Genomic DNA, 20925 nt, shown 5'->3' with positions numbered 1-20925 from the left:
CCTGGAAATCTTCGATGCTGTCGTATCACCAAAAGCGTTTTCTGATCGTCGATGATTTCTCGGACTTCCGCAGTTCGGTCAGGTCGATGTTGCGCGAACTGGGCGTCAAGGAAGTGGACACTGCCGATACCGGTGAGCAGGCGCTGAAAATGTGCTCGCAGAAGGCCTACGACTTCATCCTGCAGGACTTTCACCTGGGTGACGGCAAGAAGAACGGCCAGCAGGTGCTCGAAGACCTGATGGAAGAAAAGCTGATCAGCCATGAGGCGGTGTTCGTCATGGTCACCGCCGAAACCAGCCAGGCCATGGTGCTCAGTGCGTTGGAGCATGAGCCCGATGCCTACCTGACCAAGCCGTTCAACCGTTCCAGCCTGGCTCAGCGCCTGGAGCGCCTGGAGCAGCGCAAGACTCTGCTCAAGCCGATCCTGCAGGCCCTCGACCGGGGCAAGCCGATGGAGGTGCTCAACGCCTGTATCGCCCTGTGCAAACAAGATATTCGTTACTCGCCGTTGTGCCTGCGCTATCGCGCCGATGCCCTGCGCGAACTGAATCAGAACGAAGCGCTGGAGCGCCTCTATGACGGCATCATCGCCGACCGCCCGTTGCCATGGGCGTTTGCCGGGTTGGGCAAGTTGCTGTTCAAGCGCGGTCAGGTCGGGCAGGCCAAGGGCATTTATGAGAAAGCCTTGAAAGTCTTCCCGATGATGCCGTCGCTGTATGACGGCATGGCGGATGTATTGGTCGCCGAAGGGGACACCAAGGGGGCGCAGCGCGTCCTGGAAGAGGCGATTCGCCTGTCGCCGCTGGCGGTGCGTCGCCAGGCGTTGCTCGGTAAGCTGGCGATGACCAACGAGGACTTCGATACGGCGGCCAAGGCCTATCGCCAGGCCGTGAGCCAGGGCGCCCAGTCGCGGTTCAAGGATGCCGAGAGCAACCTCGGCCTGGCCCATGCATTGATCAGCAAGGGCAGCGAACGGGGCCTGGACACGCGGACCCGTCTGGAAATCAACACCACATTGAGTGCCGTGGCCAAGGAAAACCCTTCCGATCCGGGCCTGCAAATCCGCGCGCGCCTGATGAAGGCCACCAGCCTGTTGCTCAACGACGCCGAGACGGCCGACAAGCTTACCGAGCAAGCCTTGCTGCGTCTGGACGGCATGGAGCAATTCATGAGCGCCGAAGCGGCGTTGCTGGTGGCCAAGCAACTGAAACTGCTCGGGCAGACAGAGGCCGGTACCGCGATGCTGAAAAACTGCGTGGAAATCTACGGTGACGATCCGGTGGTCATGAAGGACATCGCCAAGCAGACCGACGACCCGAGCATCCTCAATTCCGGCAACGCCGCCGCGGAACTCAACCGTCAGGGCGTGCGCGTGTACAAGACCGGCAACCTGGTGGAGGCCCGGCAGGTATTTCGCAGGGCCCTGGCGATGCAACCGAAGAACATCAGTATCGCCCTGAACATGGCGCAGTCGTTGTTGCATGGCACCGATACCAGCGTTCCCTCGGCAGAGCTGGAGGAGTGCCAGGTTTGCCTGAAATTGGTCGGCCTGATGCCCGACACCGACGCGCGCTATCCGCGTTACCAGAAGCTGAAAAGCAAGGCGTTTGGCCAATGAACGACAACGAACCGGCACTGGATTTCTCCACGGTGATCGCCTCGACCGTGCACGACATGAAGAACTCGCTGGCCATGCTGATGCAGGCCCACAGCCAGTGGCTGGGGCGATTGCCGGAGTCGGCGCGGCAGGCGCCGGAGCAGGGTGTGATCGACTTCGAATTCGCCCACCTCAACGGCATGCTCGTGCAGTTGCTGGGGCTGTACAAGCTCGGCGTCAACCAGATGCCGCTGCAACCGGCCTACCATGAACTGGACGATTTCATCGAAGCGCAACTGGCTTGTCATCAGGAGGTGTTCGCCAGCCGCGGGATCATGGTCACCTATGAAGTGGACCCGCTGAGCCCGCTGGGTTTCTTCGATCGTGAGTTGATCGCGTCGGTATTGGCCAACTGCATCAACAACGCCATTCGCTTTGCACGGCATGCCGTTTTGATCAGCGTCAGCGACGAAGCCGGGCAACTGGTGTTGACCATCAATGACGATGGCGAGGGGTATCCGGCGCAGATGATCGAACGTCAGGTCGATTACTTGCAGGGTATCAATCAAAGCACCGGCAGCACCGGGCTGGGCCTGTACTTTGCCGGGCGAATTGCCGCGCTGCATCAGCGCAACGGCGTGGGTGGGCGTACCGAAATCAGCAATGGCGGGCCGTTGGGCGGAGGGGTGTTCCGCCTTTACCTGCCCTGACAGACAGCATTTTTTTCGACGCTGCTTGAAATTCCGAACACGTGGAGCCTATTTTGTACGGTCGCCGTTCGCGGCCCGCACAATAACAAGGATAGCGTCATGACGACCGTTGGCCTGAGTTCACTCGCGCAGCGATTGACGGGCATTGATCAAGTTGAATGTGTCACGCCGGATTTGAATGGCGTACCACGGGGCAAAGTGATGACCTCCGAGGGGTTTCTCGACGGTCGACGTTTGCAGATGGCGCGGGGCGTGCTGCTGCAATGCATCATGGGCGGATATCCGCCGGCACGGTTTTACGGCAGCGATGATGGCGACCTGGCGCTGATCCCGGACCCTGCACAAATCCACCGCTTGCCCTGGAGCCATCCACCGCGGGCCTTGGCCATTTGCGATGCGGATGAACTGGGCACCACCACCAGCTCCAACCTGTCGACCCGTGGTCAGCTCAAGGCGGTGATTGCCCGTTACGCGGCCCGCGGCCTGGCGCCTGTGGTGGCGACCGAGCTCGAGTTTTTTGTCTTCGCACCCAACACCGATCCGACCCTGGCTTTTCAACCGCCACTGGGGCTGGACGGTCGCCGCGAAGATGGTCAGTCGGCGTTCAGCGTCAGTTCCAACAACGGCTTGCGGCCGTTCTTCAATGAAGTCTACGAGTGCATGGCTGCGTTGGGGTTGCCTCGCGATACCTTCATGCACGAAATGGGTGTCAGCCAGTTCGAGATCAATCTGCTGCACGGTGATCCGCTGTTGCTGGCCGATCAGACATTCCTGTTCAAGCACCTGCTCAAGGAAGTGGCCCTCAAGCACGGCCTGAGCGTGGTGTGCATGGCCAAGCCGTTGGCGCATACGCCGGGCAGTTCGATGCATATCCATCAGAGCGTGGTCGAGATCGATTCCGGGCGTAACGTGTTCAGCGACGAGGCGGGGCAGGAGACGGCCACCTTCCGCCACTTCATTGCCGGTCAGCAAACGTGCATGGCCGATTTCACTGCGTTGTTTGCGCCGAACGTGAACTCCTATCAGCGCTTGTGCCACCCTTACGCCTCACCGAATAATGCCTGTTGGTCCTACGACAACCGGGCGGCCGGCCTGCGCATTCCGGCCAGTTTGCCGGTGGCCCGTCGGGTCGAGAACCGCTTGCCGGGGGCCGATGCCAACCCGTATCTGGCGATTGCCGCAAGCCTGGCGGCGGGGTTGCATGGCATCGAGAAGACATTGGAGCCGAGCGCGCCGATCCAGGGTGAGTTCGAGGTGCCGGACAATCTTTCGTTGCCGTGTACCTTGCATGCGGCACTCGAGCGTCTGAAACGTAGCCAGTTGGCCAAGGAACTGTTCGGCGCGGAATTCATCGAAGGCTACATCGCTTCGAAGACCCTGGAACTGACCAGTTTCCATGATGAAATTACTCCCTGGGAAAGGCGTGTTTTAGCAGCCCAGGCCTGACGTTCCGTCGACATCCGGCTATCGTTTAGCGATAGCCGATTCTCACTGCAAGGAGCCGCTCGGAACGCCGATGCGCCAAATCTGGAAATCCTTTCGAGCATTGTATTTCGCCTCGCTGATGATGTTGATCGGCTCGGGTCTGTTGAGTACTTACCTGGCGTTGCGCCTGGCTGCCGACCATGTCGACAGTCTGTGGGTCGGTGCGCTGATGGCTGCCAACTATTTCGGCCTGGTGCTGGGGGGCAAGATCGGTCACCGGTTGATTGCCCGGGTCGGGCATATCCGGGCCTATTCGGCCTGTGCCGGGATCGTTGGCGCGGCGGTGCTCGGCCATGGCCTGGTGGACTGGTTGCCGGCCTGGCTGTTTTTGCGGGTGATCGTCGGCCTCGGCATGATGTGCCAGTACATGGTGATCGAGAGCTGGCTCAATGAGCAGGCCGATGCCAATCAACGTGGCATGGTCTTCAGCGGCTACATGATCGCTTCGTACCTGGGGTTGGTGCTGGGGCAGTTGATTCTGGTCATGCACCCAGGGCTGGGGCTTGAACTGCTGATGTTGGTCGCCCTGTGCTTCGCGCTATGCCTGGTACCCGTGGCCCTGACCCGGCGCATTCACCCGGCACCCTTGCACCCGGCACCGATGGAGCCACGGTTCTTTATCAAGCGCGTGCCGCAGTCACTGAGCACGGTGCTCGGAGCGGGCCTGATCGTCGGTTCGTTCTACGGTCTGGCACCGCTGTATGCCTCGCAGCAAGGGTTGTCCACCGAGCAGGTCGGTCTGTTCATGGGTAGCTGCATTTTTGCCGGGCTGCTGGTGCAGTGGCCGTTGGGCTGGTTGTCCGACCGCTACGATCGGGCCGTGCTGATCCGCAGTTTCGCGTTCAGCCTGGCACTGGCTGCACTGCCGCTGGCGATCATGCCGCAGGTGCCGCTGGAGGTATTGTTCATCGCCGGGTTCCTCTGTTCGCTGGTGCAGTTCTGCCTGTATCCGTTAGCGGTGGCGTTCTCCAATGACCACGTCGAAGGTGATCGCCGGGTGTCCCTGACGGCAATGTTGCTGGTTACCTATGGCGTGGGTGCGAGTATCGGGCCGCTGGTGGCAGGCGTGCTGATGAAGCTGTTCGGCAGCCAGATGCTCTATGCGTTCTTCAGTTTCTTTGCGTTGGTGCTGGTATGGCGGATTCGCCCGAAAGCAGTGACCAACCTGCATCAGGTCGACGACGCACCGCTGCATCACGTGGCCATGCCGGACAATATGACGAGTTCGCCACTGGTGGCCTGCCTCGACCCGCGTGTTGACGAGCAGGTGGTGCAGGATCAGATGCACAGTCCGGTGAGTACCGGGCCAGAGCCTGAATCAGAACCTGTCACCGAAACTGAATCCGATCAGCCGCCGCAAGACCCTGATACAGGGCGGGACCCTAACTTCAGCGAGGCCAGGCCTTAAAACCGGGGCACAAAAAAACGGGCAGTCACCGCAAGGGACTGCCCGTTTTTTGTTGATGCGCTATCAGATGTCGTCTTTGTCGAAGCGACGCGCTTCGCGTTGCAACTGGTAGACGAAGCGTTCGACCTGACGTTGCACCAGCCCGCTCATGTTGTGGAAGCGAACGCCGGCGAAGGTGGTGGAAATCCTTTCTTCGAAGTGCAGATAACGCAACTCGACCGGCGCGGTCATCTTGCCGAAGGGCAGGTCGGCGTTGAAACGGTCGTAAACCTGACCCAGTTGCAGGCTGCCGGTGATGTCGCCGTCGAAGCGCAGTTTGCACCCGGTGGCGGAAATATCCAGCAGCTTGCCGCTGATGGGCGCCTTGAGTTTTTCGCCGTCGAGGTTGACGTTGACCAATTGTGCCAGCTTCAACGCGGCGCGGAAGGCATTGCGGCGCTGGTGGTACACCACTTCATCGGGCAGGGGGCCGCGATAGCAGCGGCTGCCACCGGATTCGTCGATGTTCAACTGGCCGTTGCTTTCCCAGGCAATGCGTACGCCTTCGTGGAAGCCTTCGACCCTGAACGACTCGCCCGCCAGCAGGTAACGCTCGCCGTCACGGGGAATCATTTCGTCCAGGGCAATCATGTTGCTGTCACGGTCCAGGTCCACCAGGTAGCTCTGGAAGCGCTGGCTGCGCTCGTGGAACGTGATGATCAGCGGGTCATGGCTTTCGAGCAACTGGCGCAGGTTGCTGGAGATTTCCAAGGGCGTGGAGAGCACCTTGGGTGGCTGCGGAGCATCATCCACGGATAAGGCATTGGACACGTTTAATCAATCTCCAGACAAAATTTGACTACGACTGGCTATCAGTTTGCCAGTATGTTGCGCGTCTTGATAGAGCAGGGGCATTGACCGGCTCATGCCTGACTGAGCGGGCGCGGCTTGGCAAGCTTGGAGAATGTTCCGCTGGCATCGTAAAGCGCCGGGGTTTCACCACCGTTGAGGATTTTCAGCTGGGTGGCTGTAGCGGCCTGTTGAGTGAGGATCGACTGGCCGTTGTTGGCGTTGATGGCCTGGCACTGGGCCAGGAGATCGGTCAGCACGTCACTTTGCGCCAGCAACTGCTCGCCAATGCTCGACTGGCTGGCCAATTGCTCCAGACCGCCACGGTTGGTCGGCAGGTTGAGGTTGGCAAGGATTTCACTGCGCTTGCGGCCATGCTGTTCGAGCAAAACGACCAATGCCTGTTTCTGCGCCAGGATGTTCTCGAGCAATGGCATGTCGCGGCCATGCAATGCGAGGGATTCGGTCTGCAGTAACTCCAGCAGGTGTTGCGCTGGGGCAAAGTCGTCGGTGATCAGTTGCAGTAAATGAGTGTCGTGCATGGCTGGCCTTGGGTTTTAAGCGTCCAAAAGCCTGGCGCCGGCGGTGGCCTAGCGCTGGGCTTCGAAGTTGAGCAGTTTGCTGGCTACACGGTTGCTGTCGACTTTATAGCTGCCATCGGCAATCGCTGCTTTCAATTCGGCCACGCGGGCTTTGTCGACGGCAGGCTGATCGCGCAGCTGTTCAGTGACCTTCTGCAACTGTTGAGCCTCATCGCTGAGATGTACCGATTCCCCGCTTTTGACGGTACCGGCCTGTTCGGCCGCGGACTCCAGCGGCGCGGATTTGCCGGCCTCGGCACTTTCCTTGCTGGCGCTGGTACGTGTACTGCCCGTCAGGGACGAGGAGCTGTTCAAACGGCTGAAATCGATGACCATGATAAAAAACCTCTGGGAATTTGGACGCTTGCCATGGTTTCGGCCATTCCCTGGAAAACTTTAGGCTCATTTATCAATGAACCTTGCGCGCGTCAGCGCATGCCCTGCATGGAGCACAGTCTAGGGAACAGCCGCGGCAAGCGCCACATTCTGATGAACAGAGCGAATTACATGGACACTTCCACCTGCCCCGGCGCCATGACCTGCGCCTTGATGACTCGTTGGGAATTGAGGTTTTTCACCCGGATCTGCTCGCTCAGGCTGCCGTTTGACAGGGCTTCTCCCGGCATGCGCACGCTGAGGGTACCGCTGCGGGCGGTTATCACCACCTGATCACCCTTGCGGATGACTTCGGCCTGTTCGATATGCACCAGGGTAATCACCTGGTCGGCGACCATTGGTCGGGTCAGTCGCTGCCCGATCGCCTGATCGAGGGCGGTCAGGTAGCCCTGGCTGATGAGGCTGATATCGCGCTCGCGCAGGACCACATCCCCAGGCTCGACAATGGCGGCACGGCGCAGTGGCCGGGCGCTGGTCACGACATCGCGAAACAGGCGGACTTGAGCGGGTACGAACACCGTCCAGGGGGAAGCGCCCTCGCAGCGAACCTTGACCGTAACCCGTCCCAGCGGCTTGGGACTCTCGAGTGTTGCTGTCAATTCCCTGTCGCACATGGGCATGTGCATGCGCGGATCGAGCTGGTTGACCTGGATCTCGTAGCGACCCTCCGTTTGACTGGTCGCCAGATAGTCTTCTACGGTGAATTCAAGAAAGCCCTGAGTGACGCCGATAAGCATGTCAGGCAAGGTAACCGCGTCAGCAAGGGCAGGGCTGCCAGCGTTGAACAGGCAAACAGCCGCCAGCACGCCGAGCAATTTGCGGTACGGTGTGGTCAGGCGTCGAAAAAATGTCGGTTTTGTGTTCATAACGATTAAAAAAGCAAGCGCCGTGCCGTTTAGTGATGAAGGCGCGTCGCAACAACACTTGGCGTTGGCGTAGGAGTCTGGCATGGCTGGTGTAATGGATTCGGTAAACCAGCGCACGCAACTGGTGGGGCAGAATCGCCTTGAGTTGTTGTTGTTCCGTCTCGACGGCCAGCAACTGTACGGGATCAACGTGTTCAAGGTTCGGGAGGTGCTGCAATGCCCCAAACTGACGCTGATGCCCAAATCCAGTCCTGTCGTGTGCGGCGTGGCGAACATCCGGGGGGCGACCATTCCGATCCTTGATCTGGCGATGGCGACTGGTTCCGGCGCGTTGAAAGACAAGAACAGCCCCTTCGTGATCATCACGGAGTACAACACCAAGACCCAGGGTTTCCTGGTCCGCTCGGTGGAACGCATCGTCAACATGAACTGGGAGGAGATCCATCCGCCGCCCAAGGGCACCGGGCGCGATCACTACCTGACGGCGGTGACGCGGGTCGACAATCAGTTGGTCGAAATCATCGACGTCGAGAAGGTGCTGGCGGAAGTGGCGCCGACGCCGGAAGCGATTTCCGTGGGGGTGGTGGATGTCGAAACCCAGCACAAGGCGCTTTCGTTGCGCGTGCTGACGGTCGACGACTCGTCGGTGGCGCGCAAGCAGGTCACGCGCTGCCTGCAAACGGTCGGCGTGGAAGTGGTGGCGTTGAACGACGGTCGGCAAGCGCTGGACTACCTGCGCAAACTGGTGGACGAGGGCAAGAAGCCGGAAGAAGAGTTCCTGATGATGATCTCCGACATCGAGATGCCGGAGATGGACGGGTACACCCTGACGGCGGAAATCCGCAACGACCCGCGCATGCAAAAGCTTCATATCATCCTGCATACTTCGTTGTCGGGGGTTTTCAATCAGGCGATGGTCAAGAAGGTCGGTGCCGATGACTTCCTGGCCAAGTTCCGTCCTGATGACCTGGCATCCCGGGTAGTCGACCGGATCAAAGCAGCAGATATCAGCTAGGGGTTCGCACCCCTGGCAGTCAACACGATTTAAGAGGCGGCATCATTGTCTACGGGTAATTTGGATTTCGAACAGTTCCGGGTATTTCTGGAAAAAGCCTGTGGCATTTTGCTCGGTGAAAACAAGCAGTACCTGGTCTCCAGCCGTCTCAACAAACTGATGGAACAGCAAGGCATCAAGTCTTTGGGGGAACTGGTTCAGCGCATGCAGACCCAGCCGCGCAGCGGTTTGCGCGAGCAGGTGGTGGATGCCATGACCACTAACGAAACCCTGTGGTTTCGTGACACCTACCCGTTTGAAGTCTTGAAGAACAAGGTACTGCCCGAAGCGATCAAGGCCAGTCCCGGTCAGCGCCTGCGCATCTGGTCGGCAGCATGCTCGTCGGGCCAGGAACCGTATTCGCTGTCGATGTCCATCGACGAGTTCGAGCGGGTCAACATGGGCCAGTTGAGGATGGGCGTACAGATTGTTGCCACTGACCTGTCCGGTACCATGCTGAACAACTGCAAGACCGGCGAGTACGACAGCCTGGCCATCGGCCGCGGCCTGTCGCCTGAGCGCCTGCAGCGTTATTTCGACCCGAAAGGGCCGGGGCGCTGGGCGATCAAGGCGCCGATCAAGAGCCGGGTGGAATTCCGTTCCTTCAACCTGCTGGACAGCTACGCGAGCCTCGGCAAGTTCGACATCGTGTTTTGCCGCAATGTGTTGATCTACTTCTCCGCCGAGGTGAAGAAGGACATCCTGCTGCGCATCCACAGCACATTGAAGCCAGGCGGTTACCTGTTTCTCGGTGCTTCCGAAGCGTTGAACGGTTTGCCGGATCATTACCAGATGGTCCAGTGCAGCCCGGGGATCATTTACCAGGCGAAGTGAATTTGCCGGCGTCATCGAAAACGGGAGTCCTTATAGGCTCCCGTTTTTTGTGTGCTGATTTCTTGCAAACGCTGCTGACCCCTGTGGGAGCGAGCTTGCTCGCGATAGCGTCCTGACAGTCGAGTTCAACTTTCCCTGACACACCGCAATCGCGAGCAAGCTCGCTCCCACAGGGGCGGCGGTGTTCTGAAAAGGGTGAGGAGGCGGCAGAAAAGCGGCATCCGGCGGAAAACCGTTGCCGCTTTTCTGGCATTGCCATGTTGCCATGGCCTGCAAGCCCCCGGTTTCCGGGGGTTTTTGAATTGGCATGGGGCTTGCTAAGTTGATTCTACGAAAAATCAGGTCACCCGAAGGTTTCCCGACATGAGCATCAGCTTCGATAAAGCGCTCGGTATCCACGAACAAGCCCTGGGCTTCCGAGCCCAGCGTGCCGAAGTCCTGGCCAACAACATCGCCAACGCCGATACCCCGAACTACAAGGCTCGGGACCTGGACTTCTCGAAAGTGCTCGCCGAGCAGAACGAGAAAACCAAAAGCGGCACTTTCGCCTTGAACATGACCAACAGCCGTCATATCGAGGCTGAAGGCCTGGGCAATGGCGACGAGTCGTTGCTGTATCGCACGCCGATGCAACCGTCGATTGACCAGAACACCGTGGACGCCCAGTTGGAGCAGTCGAACTACGCGGAAAACGCGATCGGCTTCCAGGCCAGCTTCACCCTGCTCAACAGCAAATTCAAAGGGCTGGTGTCAGCCCTGCGCGGAGAGTAAGCCATGTCTCTATCCAGTGTTTTCAACATTGCCGGTAGCGGCATGAGTGCGCAGACCACGCGTTTGAACACCGTCGCTTCGAACATCGCCAACGCCGAAACGGTCTCGTCGAGCATCGACCAGACCTACCGTGCGCGTCACCCGGTATTCGCCACCATGTTCCAGGGCGGGCAGAGCGGCGGCAGCAATTCGCTGTTCCAGAGCCAGGACGCCGCCGGTCAGGGTGTTCAGGTGCTGGGTGTAGTCGAAGACCAGAGCAATCTTGACGCGCGCTACGAGCCGAACCATCCGGCGGCCGATGCCAAGGGTTACGTCTACTACCCGAACGTCAACGTGGTAGAGGAAATGGCCGACATGATTTCCGCGAGTCGTTCGTTCCAGACCAACGCCGAAATGATGAACACCGCCAAAACCATGATGCAGAAGGTCCTGACCCTCGGTCAGTGATAAGGGGCGCCTCAGATGAGTGTTACCGATTCCACCAGTGGTTTGAGCCTCAACGATATCCTGGCCAACTCCTCGATCAAGACCAGCACCACGACTGACGGCCTCGCGTCGGCAACCGGCAGCGCCACGGGCAACAAGGCCCTGGGCAAGGATGCATTCCTGAAATTGCTGGTTACTCAGTTGAAAAACCAGAACCCGCTGGAACCCCAGGACAACGGCGAATTCGTGGCCCAGCTGGCGCAATTCAGTAGCCTGGAAGGCATCACCACGCTCAACGATACGGTGACCGGCCTGGCCAGCAACTACAACTCGTCCCAGGCCTTGCAGGCGTCGTCGCTGGTGGGGCGTTCGGTCATCGCTCCAGGCGACAAGGCCGTGGTCGATACCACCAAGAGCCTCAGCGGCACGGTGGTCGTTCCGTCTTCGGTGGCGTCTGCCACCCTGAAGATCACCGACGCAGCCGGCAAGACAGTGCGCACCATCGATCTCGGTTCACAGAAGGCCGGCAACGCCAGCTTCATCTGGGACGGCAAGAACGATGCGGGTGAGACCGTACCTGCAGGCACCTATACCTTCGGCGCCACGACCACGATCGATGGTCAGTCCGTTGCGTTGATCACCAACCTGCCCGCGACCGTCAACAGCGTGACCATCAGCCAGACCGGCGGTGAGTTGATGCTCAATCTGGCCGGGCTGGGCAGCGTTGCTCTGTCCAAAGTACAAACCATTGGTATGTAGAGCCGACTAACACGGCATAAAGGAGTGGATGATGTCTTTTAATATCGGCCTTAGCGGTCTCTATGCAGCCAACAAACAACTGGACGTGACCGGCAACAACATCGCCAACGTCGCGACCACCGGTTTCAAATCGTCCCGTGCAGAATTCGAAGACGTGTACTCGGCGACCCGCCTGGGTACCGGCAGCAAGACCGTCGGCAACGGCGTGCGCCTGGCCAACGTTTCCCAGCAGTTCGGCCAGGGTGACGTGAGCAACACCGGCAACGTGCTCGATATGGGTATCCAGGGCAATGGTTTCTTTGTCCTGAGCAACAACGGCTCGCTGACCTATACCCGTGCCGGTACGTTCAAGACCGACAAGGAAGGCTACGTCACCAACAGCGACGGTACTGCCCGCCTGCAAGGTTACGGTGTGGACTCCAACGGCAAGATCGTCAATGGCGTGCTGACGGACCTGCGGATCGACACGTCCAACCTGGCACCGAAGTCCACCAGCACCGTGTCGTCGACGATCAACCTGAACTCGACGTCGGCAGTGATCGACCAGACGGTTGCGGCGAACAAGTTCAACCCGTCCAAAACCGAGACCTTTACCAAGTCGTTCAGTACCCCGATCTACGATACGCAGGGTAACCAGCACACCATGGATCAATACATGGTCAAGACTGGAGCGAACACGTGGGACACCTACACACTGATCGATGGCCGCAATCCGGATGGCAGTGATCCTACTGTTACCGCGCCGGTTGCTTCGACCATGTCGTTCGATTCCACCGGCAAACTGACTTCGGTCAGCACGCCAGTGACGCCACCAACCACGCCACCGACTTCGGTGATCAGCAGTGACCTGAAAATCACCAACTGGACCCCGGGCAGTGTCACCAATGGCGTCTGGACAGCCAACGGTGCCGCAGCCGATCCAGCAGGGTTGACCATCGCCATGGCCAACACTACCCAGTTCAATGCCGATACCGCGCGTTCGATTCCGGCGCAGAACGGTTACGCCACCGGCCAGATCACCAACCTGACCATCGACGGCAGCGGTGTGCTGCTGGCCAACTTCAGCAACAACCAGACCAAGCCGATCGGCCAGATTTCCCTGGCCAGCTTCACCAACGAGCAAGGCCTGCAGCCGGTAGGCGGCACCAGCTGGAAAGAAACCTACGCTTCGGGTATCCCGGGCTACGATGCGCCGGAGACCGGCACCCTGGGTTCGATCGTTTCCAACTCCCTGGAAGAGTCCAACGTCAATCTGACCAACGAACTGGTCGACCTGATCAAGGCGCAGAGCAACTACCAGGCGAACGCCAAGACCATCTCCACCCAGAGCACCATCATGCAGACCATCATTCAGATGACTTGATGCCGGTTGGCTGAACATGCTGCACAAGGAGCCCTTCGCAAGAAGGGCTTTTTTGTGCTCGCCGAAAGCCTGTAGGAGCAGCCGGTCGAGGCTCCTACAGGCAGGCAAAAGACCCGCCAGAGGCTGATCGGGGGTTTCGAGCAAGCACCTTTGGGTGCTTGCTGGCTCAGCTTATTGGCAAGCTTCGCAATCCGGCTCGTCGATGGCGCAAGCCTTTGGCACTGGAGCGGGACCTGCAGGCGCCGCCAGGACCGAGTCGTCACCGTGGTTGCCGCCGCTGGAAACCGCGTTCAGCTTGCCGGTGTTGATGGTCGACTTCTCGGTGCTGGTCGCAGCCAGGGCACGGAGGTAGTAAGTGGTTTTCAGGCCACGGTACCAGGCCATGCGGTAGGTCACGTCCAGTTTCTTGCCCGAAGCGCCAGCGATGTACAGGTTCAGCGACTGAGCCTGGTCGATCCACTTCTGACGACGGCTGGCGGCGTCAACGATCCACTTGGTGTCCACTTCGAAGGCAGTCGCGTAGAGCTCTTTGAGTTCTTGCGGGATGCGCTCGATCTGCTGCACAGAACCGTCGTAGTACTTCAGGTCGTTGATCATGACCGAGTCCCACAGACCGCGAGCCTTCAGGTCGCGAACCAGGTACGGGTTGATCACGGTGAATTCGCCCGACAGGTTCGATTTCACATACAGGTTCTGGTAGGTCGGCTCGATCGACTGCGATACGCCAGTAATGTTGGCGATGGTTGCGGTCGGTGCGATGGCCATGATGTTGGAGTTACGGATACCTTTCTGCACACGGGCGCGAACCGGTGCCCAGTCCAGGGATTCCTTCAGGTCGACATCGATGTACTTCTGGCCACGGGCTTCGATCAGGATTTGTTGCGAATCCAGCGGCAGGATGCCTTTGGACCACAGCGAACCCTGGAAGGTCTCGTAGGCGCCACGCTCATCAGCCAGGTCGCATGAAGCCTGGATCGCGTAGTAGCTGACCGCTTCCATCGACTTGTCGGCGAACTCGACGGCAGCGTCGGAACCGTAAGGGATGTGCTGCAGGTACAGCGCATCCTGGAAGCCCATGATGCCCAGGCCGACCGGACGGTGCTTGAAGTTGGAGTTCTTCGCTTGCGGCACCGAGTAGTAGTTGATGTCGATAACGTTATCGAGCATGCGCACGGCAGTGTTCACGGTGCGTTCCAGCTTGGCGGTGTCCAGCTTGCCGTCGACAATGTGGTTCGGCAGGTTGATCGAGCCCAGGTTGCAAACGGCGATCTCGTCCTTGTTGGTGTTCAAGGTGATCTCGGTGCACAGGTTCGAGCTGTGGACCACGCCCACGTGCTGCTGCGGGCTGCGCAGGTTGCACGGGTCCTTGAAGGTCAGCCATGGGTGGCCGGTTTCGAACAGCATGGACAGCATCTTGCGCCACAGGTCTTTGGCCTGGATGGTCTTGAACAGCTTGACCTTGCCCGGGTACTCGGTCAGGGCTTCGTAGTACTCGTAACGCTCTTCGAAGGCCTTGCCGGTCAGGTCGTGCAGATCCGGCACTTCGGATGGCGAGAACAGGGTCCACTTGCCGTCATCGAAGACACGCTTCATGAACAGGTCAGGGATCCAGTTGGCGGTGTTCATGTCGTGGGTACGACGACGATCATCACCGGTGTTCTTGCGCAGTTCGATGAACTCTTCGATGTCCATGTGCCAGGTTTCCAGGTAGGCACAGACAGCGCCTTTGCGCTTGCCACCCTGGTTAACGGCGACGGCGGTGTCGTTCACTACTTTGAGGAACGGTACAACGCCCTGGGACTTGCCGTTGGTGCCCTTGATGTACGAACCCAGTGCACGGACTGGCGTCCAGTCGTTGCCCAGGCCGCCGGCGAATTTGGACAGCATGGCGTTGTCGTGGATCGCGTGGTAGATGCCCGACAGGTCATCCGGCACGGTGGTCAGGTAGCAGCTCGACAGCTGTGGACGCAGGGTGCCGGCGTTGAACAGGGTCGGGGTCGACGACATGTAGTCGAAGGACGACAACAGGTTGTAGAACTCGATGGCACGGGCTTCGCGGTCTTTCTCTTCGATCGCCAGGCCCATGGCCACGCGCATGAAGAACACCTGCGGCAGTTCGAAACGGATACCGTCCTTGTGGATGAAGTAACGGTCGTACAGGGTTTGCAGGCCCAGGTAGGTGAACTGCTGGTCGCGCTCGTGGTTGATCGCCTTGCCGAGTTTTTCCAGGTCGAAATTGGCCAGCTCAGGGTTCAGCAGCTCGTATTCGATACCTTTGGCGATGTAGGCCGGCAGCGCCTTGGCGTACAGGTCGACCATCTCGTGGTGAGTGGCGCTCTCGGCTACACCGAGGAAGCCCAGGCCTTCGGCACGCAGGGTGTCCATCAGCAGGCGCGCGGTCACGAAAGAGTAGTTCGGCTCGCGTTCAACCAGGGTGCGGGCAGTCATTACCAGGGCGGTGTTGACGTCGGTCAGGGCCACGCCGTCGTACAGGTTCTTCAGAGTTTCGCGCTGGATCAGGTCGCCGTCGACTTCTTCCAGGCCTTCGCACGCTTCGGTGACGATGGTGTTCAGGCGACCCATGTCCAGTGGCGCCAGGCTGCCGTCGGCGCGGGTGATGCGGATCGACGGGTGAGCGTTGACCGCTTCCTCGGCCGGGGCGTGGGCAGCGCGTTCTTTCGAACGACCGTCACGGTAGATTACGTAGTCGCGGGCGACTTTCTGCTCGCCGGCACGCATCAGGGCCAGTTCGACCTGGTCCTGGATTTCTTCGATGTGGATGGTGCCGCCCGATGGCATGCGACGCTTGAAGGTCGCGGTGACCTGTTCGGTCAGGCGGGCAACGGTGTCGTGGATTCGCGACGAGGCAGCGGCGGTGCCGCCTTCAACTGCGAGAAACGCTTTGGTGATGGCGACGGTGATTTTGTCATCGGTGTAGGGAACGACAGTGCCGTTACGCTTGATCACACGCAGTTGGCCTGGCGCGGTGGCGGACAGATCCGAATTCGAATCAGCGGCCTGCGGCAAGGTGCCCTGCGGGTTCTCGCGAGTTGTGTCGGTTTGCATGGGGGGGGGTCTCCACATTCTCTATGTTTGTTTGGGCACCATCACGGTGCCCACCGTTCCGTCCTGAAGCACTACAACCGGCGAGCGCCGGGCATAACAACTTCGGGACAGTAGGAAGGGGGCTATAGGGCGCCGCTTCCATGCCGAAGTCTTTGGTCTCACGCCTTGGGCCTGAGACCGGAGTCCTTTGAGGGTGACAGTTGGGACTGCAACACCCGTACCGTTTTGACCACTCGGGGCCGAAATACAGTAGCCATCCGCACGCGCGGTTTGGTCTTTCAAAAATACGTATGGTTCAACCGGACAGAGGCAATAAAAGCGCTTGAAATTGGTGTCTGGTTTGTGTTTGGTTTTTCGCGCAAAACCCTACATCTAGGGGTTTTTTAGCGCCGGGGTACAAGATAATGCGTTTTGGGGGGCGATTGCAACGTACTGCCTGTGGATAAACCTGTGCGTAAATTGTGTGTGAAAGAGGTAACCGGCGTGTAGGCCGCGACGCTGCTGGACCGGACCTTTTTTCAGCGATTTTCAACCATCGAAAACGCTCGGGCGGATTTTTAAGGGCGCGAACCCTATCACAAAAAACCCTGTTGTCCGAACGCATTTACCCGCTTGTGTTCTCGACGGGCGGCGTTTATACAATCGGCCCAGTGTGTATACATATTTATCCCCCCGAATCATTACAAAAAGAGGGGCGGATCCTTCCTTATTAGTGTTTTTGGCAAGCAGAGGTCACCCGTGGAGCAAGAAGCCTGGCAGGTATTGATTGTGGAGGACGACCAGCGACTGGCCGAACTGACCCGCGATTACCTGGAAGCCAATGGCCTGCGTGTATCGATCGAAGGCAATGGTGCGCTCGCTGCGAATCGCATTATCAAGGAACAACCGGACCTGGTGATCCTCGACCTGATGCTCCCCGGTGAAGATGGCCTGAGCATTTGCCGCAAGGTCCGCGCCCGATATGACGGCCCGATCCTGATGCTCACTGCCCGCACCGATGACACCGACCAGATTCTCGGCCTGGACCTGGGGGCTGACGACTACGTCTGCAAACCGGTACGCCCGCGCCTGCTGCTGGCGCGCATCCAGGCGCTGCTGCGCCGTAGCGAAACGCCCGAAGTCGCCCCGGAAAAACAGCGGCGTCTACAGTTCGGCCCGCTGATCGTCGATAACGCCTTGCGCGAAGCCTGGCTGCAGGGCAACGGCATCGAGCTGACCAGCGCCGAATTCGACCTGCTCTGGCTACTGGTGGCCAATGCCGGGCGTATCCTCTCCCGGGAAGAGATCTTCACCGCGCTGCGGGGCATTGGCTATGACGGTCAGGACCGCTCCATCGATGTGCGCATCTCGCGCATCCGCCCGAAGATCGGCGATGACCCGGAGCATCCACGGCTGATCAAGACCGTGCGCAGCAAAGGTTATCTGTTCGTTCCCGAGGCTTGCGTAGATCCGTCCCTGTGAACTCAATCTTCCTGCGTATCTATGGCGGCATGTGCGCCGCGCTGATTCTGGTGGCGGTGCTCGGTGTGCTGGCGTTGCACCTGCTGAATGAGGTGCGCAGCGAGCAATACCGCGAGCGCCTGGCCCACGGCACGTTCTCGCTGATGGCCGACAACCTGCAACCGATGAACCAGACCGAACGACATCGGGCCTTGCTGGTGTGGGAGCGGCTGCTGGGGATTCCACTGGCGCTGAAAACTTTTGCCGAGACCGATCTCGACCTGACCCAGCGCACCCGTGTGTTGCGCGGTCAGGCACTGGTGGAACAGACCGGGCCGCACGCAGCGAAGGTCTACAAGCTGGTCAGCGACAAGGAACAGTTGATGCTCACCGGGGAAGTGCAGCAGATCAGCGAGCAACTGGCCCGGGCGACCATCTACCTGTTGACCGATGAACTGGTGCGCACCCCGGTCGCCGACCAACCCTTGCGCCTGGCGCAATTGAAGGAAAGCAAGGGTTTCGGCTTCGATCTGCGCCTGGTCACGGTTGACGAGGCGGACATGGATGAAGACCAGAGCCGTCGGGTATCCGAGGGCGATACGGTGATGGCGCTGGGCAAGGGGGGGGATTCGATCCGGGTATTTGCCGGCATGGTGGGCACGCCGTGGGTCCTGGAAATCGGCCCTTTGTATCAGATGAATCCTTATCCGCCGGAGTGGTTGGTGTTGATCGCCGCGCTGGGCCTGACGCTGATCGGTTTGATCGTCTATCTGTTGGTGCGTCAGCTGGAGCGACGCTTGCGTGGCCTGGAAGCCGCCGCCACGCGCATTGCCAAAGGCAGCCTGGAAACCCGTGTGCCGGCGCGCGGCGCGGACTCGGTGGGACGGCTGGCCTCGGCGTTCAACGGCATGGCCGAACACTTGCAGCAGTTGCTGGCGATCCAGCGCGAACTGGTGCGTGCGGTGTCCCACGAATTGCGCACGCCGGTGGCACGCCTGCGCTTTGGCCTGGAGATGATCGGCTCGGCCACCACACCGCAAGCCCTGGAAAAATACTGCCAGGGCATGGACCACGACATCGAGGACCTCGACCGGCTGGTGGACGAGATGCTGACTTACGCGCGGTTGGAGCAGGGCTCGCCGGCACTGAACTTTCAGCGGATCGATCTGGATGCCTTGGTCGATCAGGTGATCGAAGAACTGGCGCCGTTGCGCGCCGACGTCACGGTGCAACGGGGCTTGTGTCTATCGGCTGCCGATAACGACGACGCCTGGGTCGAGGCTGAACCGCGCTATCTGCATCGGGCGATCCAGAACCTGGTGACTAATGCCATGCGCCACGCGCAATCACGGGTAACCATCAGCTATCAAGTGGGGCAGCAGCGATGCCGAGTGGATATCGAGGATGACGGGCCGGGTGTGCCGGAGTCGGCGTGGGAGAAGATCTTTACGCCGTTCCTGCGTCTCGACGACAGCCGTACCCGCGCGTCTGGAGGCCATGGGTTAGGCCTGTCCATTGTGCGGCGCATCATCCATTGGCATGGCGGGCGCGCGTTGATCGGCAAGAGCAAGAGCCTGGGCGGGGCGTGCTTCAGTCTGAGCTGGCCGCGCAATCAGGAGAAGCGTTGAGCCTTGTGTTGTCTGTTGCGGCCCCATCGCGAACAAGCTCGCTCCCACACTGGATCCCCTATGGGAGCGAGCTTGCTCGCGATGGCGGCCTGACAGGCACCAAATACTTCATGCCTTGATGCTGACCAGACTCAGCAACTGCCCGTCCTTGACCCCGAACTGCGCATCCAGCTCGGTGCCATTGCGCCATTCGCTGGACAGATCAATGAGCAATCGCAACCGCACCTCACCCGACTCACGCCACTCCAGCACTTCGGCGTGTTCGAAATAAAAGCGTTGCTGAACGATCGGATAGAGCGCCTTGAACAGGCTTTCCTTGACCGAGAACGTCAGGGTGACCAGCAACGCCCGTTGATCGTGATCACCGGCCGCCATGCGCTGTAGCTCCGGCGGATTGAGGATTTCCCCGGCCAGGCGTTCGGCCCGTTCGGCATTGAGCAGGTTTTCCAGGTCCATGCCCAAGCCGCGCCAATGGCTTTTGTTCGCCACGATCGCTGCGGCCCGGCCAGTGCTGTGGGTGATCGAACCAGTGATATGAGCAGGCCAGACCGGTGCCCGGTCTTCACCGATGGCCGGAATGAAACTCAAGCCTTCCAGTCGCTGTAACGCGGCCCGGGCACACACTCGCCCGGCGAGAAATTCCGCCTGCCGTTTGGCCACCGAGCGCTGGATGCTCGCCGGCGCTTCGACAGCGCTGCGCTGGAAGTCATCGCTGTCCAGTCGGGCGCTATCGAAATGAGTACTCAGCAGGACCGTATCGGGCAGCGCAAACGGCAGCGGCCAATGGTCATCGAGGGGCGTGCAGCAGACGGGCAGGGCGGGGGTTGAGTTCATATCTGGCATTTTGCCGGGTTGGCCTGAGGCTGGGTAGTGCAAAGCTTCTGACGAGTTGGTAGTCGGTGCCCGCCTTTTCCATTGCATGGTCGGATCTGCTGCTGAAACGTGTCGAAATATTCGGGGCGGGTCGGTTCAGCCCAGGTTCAGGGTGCGTTCAGGGGGAGTTCAGGGCGCGGTGCGTAACCTTGCCTCGTACCCAAAAAACAATCGGCACATGAGGAAACTCCCCAATGACTGGATTCAAAAAACTGCTTCTGGCATTCACGGTTCTGAGCGCAAGCACCGCAGCTTTCGCGTCCGACGACAACTTCGCCAGCCTTACTCTTGGACAGACCAGCGACAAGGTTAAAAAATCCCACGCCCTGAACGACAACCTCAATCACCCGAACGCCGATGGCGTAATCGGCAAGGACACCACCTGGGGTGTTCGTCTGGGCCAGCAAAACACCAAGGGCCGCTACTACGCCACTTACGACAATGTGTCGGGCTCGCACAACGGCATTAAACTGCGTCAGGAAAATCTCCTGGGCAGCTACGATCTGTTCTACCCGGTGGGCGCTAGCACCAGGCTGTTCGGTGGCGCCACGGCCGGCCTGACCAAAATGACTCAGGAGTCGCCAGGCTTCAGCCGCGACAGTGATATCGGCTACGCCATCGGTGGCCAAGTGGGTGTGCTGCAACAGGTTTCGCAAAACACCTCGGTTGAACTGGGTTACCGTTACCTGCGCAGCAACGCCAGCACCGAGATGAGTGAGCGCGGCGGCAGCAAGCAGGGTTCGCTGGACCTGACCAGCAGCGCCCAGACTTACCTGTCCGCCAACTACGCTTTCTGACAAGCGTTTCGTGAACGGCCTGCGCCGGATCAGCCCGAGTGA

At 59.7% G+C, this 20925-nt stretch carries 19 protein-coding genes; 13 read left to right on the top strand and 6 right to left on the bottom strand.

The window, feature by feature from the left end; genetic code table 11:
* The first annotated feature begins 14 nt into the window (after positions 1–14).
* The 4 genes from AC1RDQ_RS13325 to AC1RDQ_RS13310 all read left to right on the top strand — a co-directional run bounded on the left by AC1RDQ_RS13325 (position 15) and on the right by AC1RDQ_RS13310 (position 5201).
* The gene (locus tag AC1RDQ_RS13325) at positions 15–1619 is read left to right on the top strand and encodes a response regulator (protein ID WP_492587521.1); all 1605 of its coding nucleotides are present in this window, start codon (positions 15–17) and stop codon (positions 1617–1619) included.
* Positions 1616–2308, top strand: coding sequence for a sensor histidine kinase (locus tag AC1RDQ_RS13320; protein ID WP_492587520.1), 693 nt, complete (start codon positions 1616–1618; stop codon positions 2306–2308). Before AC1RDQ_RS13325 ends, AC1RDQ_RS13320 begins: the two co-directional genes overlap by 4 nt.
* A 201-nt stretch (positions 2309–2509) precedes the next feature.
* The gene (locus AC1RDQ_RS13315) at positions 2510–3754 is read left to right on the top strand and encodes a glutamine synthetase family protein (protein ID WP_167362901.1); all 1245 of its coding nucleotides are present in this window, start codon (positions 2510–2512) and stop codon (positions 3752–3754) included.
* 70 nt (positions 3755–3824) lie between these two features.
* Positions 3825–5201: an MFS transporter gene (locus tag AC1RDQ_RS13310; RefSeq protein ID WP_154860372.1), complete on the top strand. Its 1377-nt coding sequence runs from the start codon at positions 3825–3827 to the stop codon at positions 5199–5201.
* A 63-nt stretch (positions 5202–5264) separates the two neighbouring features.
* Here AC1RDQ_RS13310 and AC1RDQ_RS13305 read toward each other — a convergent pair whose 3' ends face one another.
* The 4 genes from AC1RDQ_RS13305 to flgA all read right to left on the bottom strand — a co-directional run bounded on the left by AC1RDQ_RS13305 (position 5265) and on the right by flgA (position 7872).
* Complete coding sequence (locus AC1RDQ_RS13305) at positions 5265–6011, bottom strand: flagellar brake protein (protein WP_057713627.1); 747 nt, start codon at positions 6009–6011, stop codon at positions 5265–5267.
* A 92-nt stretch (positions 6012–6103) separates the two neighbouring features.
* Complete coding sequence (locus tag AC1RDQ_RS13300) at positions 6104–6571, bottom strand: flagella synthesis protein FlgN (protein WP_057713628.1); 468 nt, start codon at positions 6569–6571, stop codon at positions 6104–6106.
* 48 nt (positions 6572–6619) lie between these two features.
* The gene (gene flgM / locus AC1RDQ_RS13295) at positions 6620–6946 is read right to left on the bottom strand and encodes a flagellar biosynthesis anti-sigma factor FlgM (RefSeq protein WP_057713629.1); all 327 of its coding nucleotides are present in this window, start codon (positions 6944–6946) and stop codon (positions 6620–6622) included.
* A 167-nt stretch (positions 6947–7113) separates the two neighbouring features.
* Positions 7114–7872 carry a flagellar basal body P-ring formation chaperone FlgA gene (gene flgA / locus AC1RDQ_RS13290; protein WP_057713630.1) on the bottom strand — a complete coding sequence of 253 codons (759 nt, stop codon included), beginning with the start codon at positions 7870–7872 and terminating at the stop codon, positions 7114–7116.
* A gap of 82 nt (positions 7873–7954) precedes the next feature.
* Here flgA and AC1RDQ_RS13285 point away from each other — a divergent pair, with 82 nt between their 5' ends.
* The 6 genes from AC1RDQ_RS13285 to flgE all read left to right on the top strand — a co-directional run bounded on the left by AC1RDQ_RS13285 (position 7955) and on the right by flgE (position 13079).
* Complete coding sequence (locus AC1RDQ_RS13285) at positions 7955–8887, top strand: chemotaxis protein CheV (protein ID WP_090457304.1); 933 nt, start codon at positions 7955–7957, stop codon at positions 8885–8887.
* 45 nt (positions 8888–8932) lie between these two features.
* Positions 8933–9760: a protein-glutamate O-methyltransferase CheR gene (gene cheR, locus AC1RDQ_RS13280; RefSeq protein WP_007980127.1), complete on the top strand. Its 828-nt coding sequence runs from the start codon at positions 8933–8935 to the stop codon at positions 9758–9760.
* Positions 9761–10123: 363 nt separating this feature from the next.
* On the top strand, positions 10124–10531 hold the full coding sequence (gene flgB, locus AC1RDQ_RS13275; RefSeq protein WP_008051530.1) for a flagellar basal body rod protein FlgB: 408 nt from the start codon (positions 10124–10126) through the stop codon (positions 10529–10531).
* Positions 10532–10534: 3 nt separating this feature from the next.
* Complete coding sequence (gene flgC / locus AC1RDQ_RS13270) at positions 10535–10978, top strand: flagellar basal body rod protein FlgC (protein ID WP_102669966.1); 444 nt, start codon at positions 10535–10537, stop codon at positions 10976–10978.
* Between the two features lie 15 nt (positions 10979–10993).
* A complete protein-coding gene (gene flgD / locus AC1RDQ_RS13265) occupies positions 10994–11716 on the top strand; it encodes a flagellar hook assembly protein FlgD (protein ID WP_057713633.1) in 723 nt (240 codons plus the stop codon).
* A 31-nt stretch (positions 11717–11747) separates the two neighbouring features.
* Positions 11748–13079: a flagellar hook protein FlgE gene (flgE, locus tag AC1RDQ_RS13260; RefSeq protein WP_057713634.1), complete on the top strand. Its 1332-nt coding sequence runs from the start codon at positions 11748–11750 to the stop codon at positions 13077–13079.
* Between the two features lie 171 nt (positions 13080–13250).
* On the opposite strand, the gene AC1RDQ_RS13255 is transcribed toward flgE, so the two are convergent.
* On the bottom strand, positions 13251–16145 hold the full coding sequence (locus tag AC1RDQ_RS13255) for a ribonucleoside-diphosphate reductase subunit alpha (protein WP_057713635.1): 2895 nt from the start codon (positions 16143–16145) through the stop codon (positions 13251–13253).
* Between the two features lie 738 nt (positions 16146–16883).
* Here AC1RDQ_RS13255 and AC1RDQ_RS13250 point away from each other — a divergent pair.
* Together AC1RDQ_RS13250 and AC1RDQ_RS13245 are read left to right on the top strand one after the other, a co-directional pair.
* A complete protein-coding gene (locus AC1RDQ_RS13250) occupies positions 16884–17606 on the top strand; it encodes a response regulator (protein WP_008051517.1) in 723 nt (240 codons plus the stop codon).
* Complete coding sequence (locus tag AC1RDQ_RS13245; RefSeq protein ID WP_057713636.1) at positions 17603–19213, top strand: ATP-binding protein; 1611 nt, start codon at positions 17603–17605, stop codon at positions 19211–19213. Before AC1RDQ_RS13250 ends, AC1RDQ_RS13245 begins: the two co-directional genes overlap by 4 nt.
* A gap of 108 nt (positions 19214–19321) precedes the next feature.
* Here the strand turns inward: AC1RDQ_RS13245 and AC1RDQ_RS13240 are convergent, their stop codons facing one another.
* On the bottom strand, positions 19322–20047 hold the full coding sequence (locus AC1RDQ_RS13240; protein WP_492587519.1) for a 4'-phosphopantetheinyl transferase family protein: 726 nt from the start codon (positions 20045–20047) through the stop codon (positions 19322–19324).
* A gap of 233 nt (positions 20048–20280) precedes the next feature.
* Between AC1RDQ_RS13240 and AC1RDQ_RS13235 the strand changes: the two genes are divergently transcribed.
* A complete protein-coding gene (locus AC1RDQ_RS13235) occupies positions 20281–20883 on the top strand; it encodes a hypothetical protein (protein WP_057713637.1) in 603 nt (200 codons plus the stop codon).
* Positions 20884–20925: the final 42 nt, after the last annotated feature.

The organism is Pseudomonas sp. GW823-FHT02E01 (genome assembly GCF_058797535.1).
Note: the sequence above shows the minus strand (reverse complement) of the source record. Positions and strands in the feature narration are given on the sequence as shown.

Coding starts and splice junctions, on each gene's coding strand:
- AC1RDQ_RS13325 (WP_492587521.1), top strand. CDS start 15: ATGCTGTCGTATCACCAAAAGCGTTTTCTGATCGTCGATGATTTCTCG.
- AC1RDQ_RS13320 (WP_492587520.1), top strand. CDS start 1,616: ATGAACGACAACGAACCGGCACTGGATTTCTCCACGGTGATCGCCTCG.
- AC1RDQ_RS13315 (WP_167362901.1), top strand. CDS start 2,510: ATGACCTCCGAGGGGTTTCTCGACGGTCGACGTTTGCAGATGGCGCGG.
- AC1RDQ_RS13310 (WP_154860372.1), top strand. CDS start 3,825: ATGCGCCAAATCTGGAAATCCTTTCGAGCATTGTATTTCGCCTCGCTG.
- AC1RDQ_RS13300 (WP_057713628.1), bottom strand. CDS start 6,571: ATGCACGACACTCATTTACTGCAACTGATCACCGACGACTTTGCCCCA.
- flgM (WP_057713629.1), bottom strand. CDS start 6,946: ATGGTCATCGATTTCAGCCGTTTGAACAGCTCCTCGTCCCTGACGGGC.
- flgA (WP_057713630.1), bottom strand. CDS start 7,872: ATGAACACAAAACCGACATTTTTTCGACGCCTGACCACACCGTACCGC.
- AC1RDQ_RS13285 (WP_090457304.1), top strand. CDS start 7,955: ATGGCTGGTGTAATGGATTCGGTAAACCAGCGCACGCAACTGGTGGGG.
- flgB (WP_008051530.1), top strand. CDS start 10,124: ATGAGCATCAGCTTCGATAAAGCGCTCGGTATCCACGAACAAGCCCTG.
- flgC (WP_102669966.1), top strand. CDS start 10,535: ATGTCTCTATCCAGTGTTTTCAACATTGCCGGTAGCGGCATGAGTGCG.
- flgD (WP_057713633.1), top strand. CDS start 10,994: ATGAGTGTTACCGATTCCACCAGTGGTTTGAGCCTCAACGATATCCTG.
- flgE (WP_057713634.1), top strand. CDS start 11,748: ATGTCTTTTAATATCGGCCTTAGCGGTCTCTATGCAGCCAACAAACAA.
- AC1RDQ_RS13255 (WP_057713635.1), bottom strand. CDS start 16,145: ATGCAAACCGACACAACTCGCGAGAACCCGCAGGGCACCTTGCCGCAG.
- AC1RDQ_RS13240 (WP_492587519.1), bottom strand. CDS start 20,047: ATGAACTCAACCCCCGCCCTGCCCGTCTGCTGCACGCCCCTCGATGAC.
- AC1RDQ_RS13235 (WP_057713637.1), top strand. CDS start 20,281: ATGACTGGATTCAAAAAACTGCTTCTGGCATTCACGGTTCTGAGCGCA.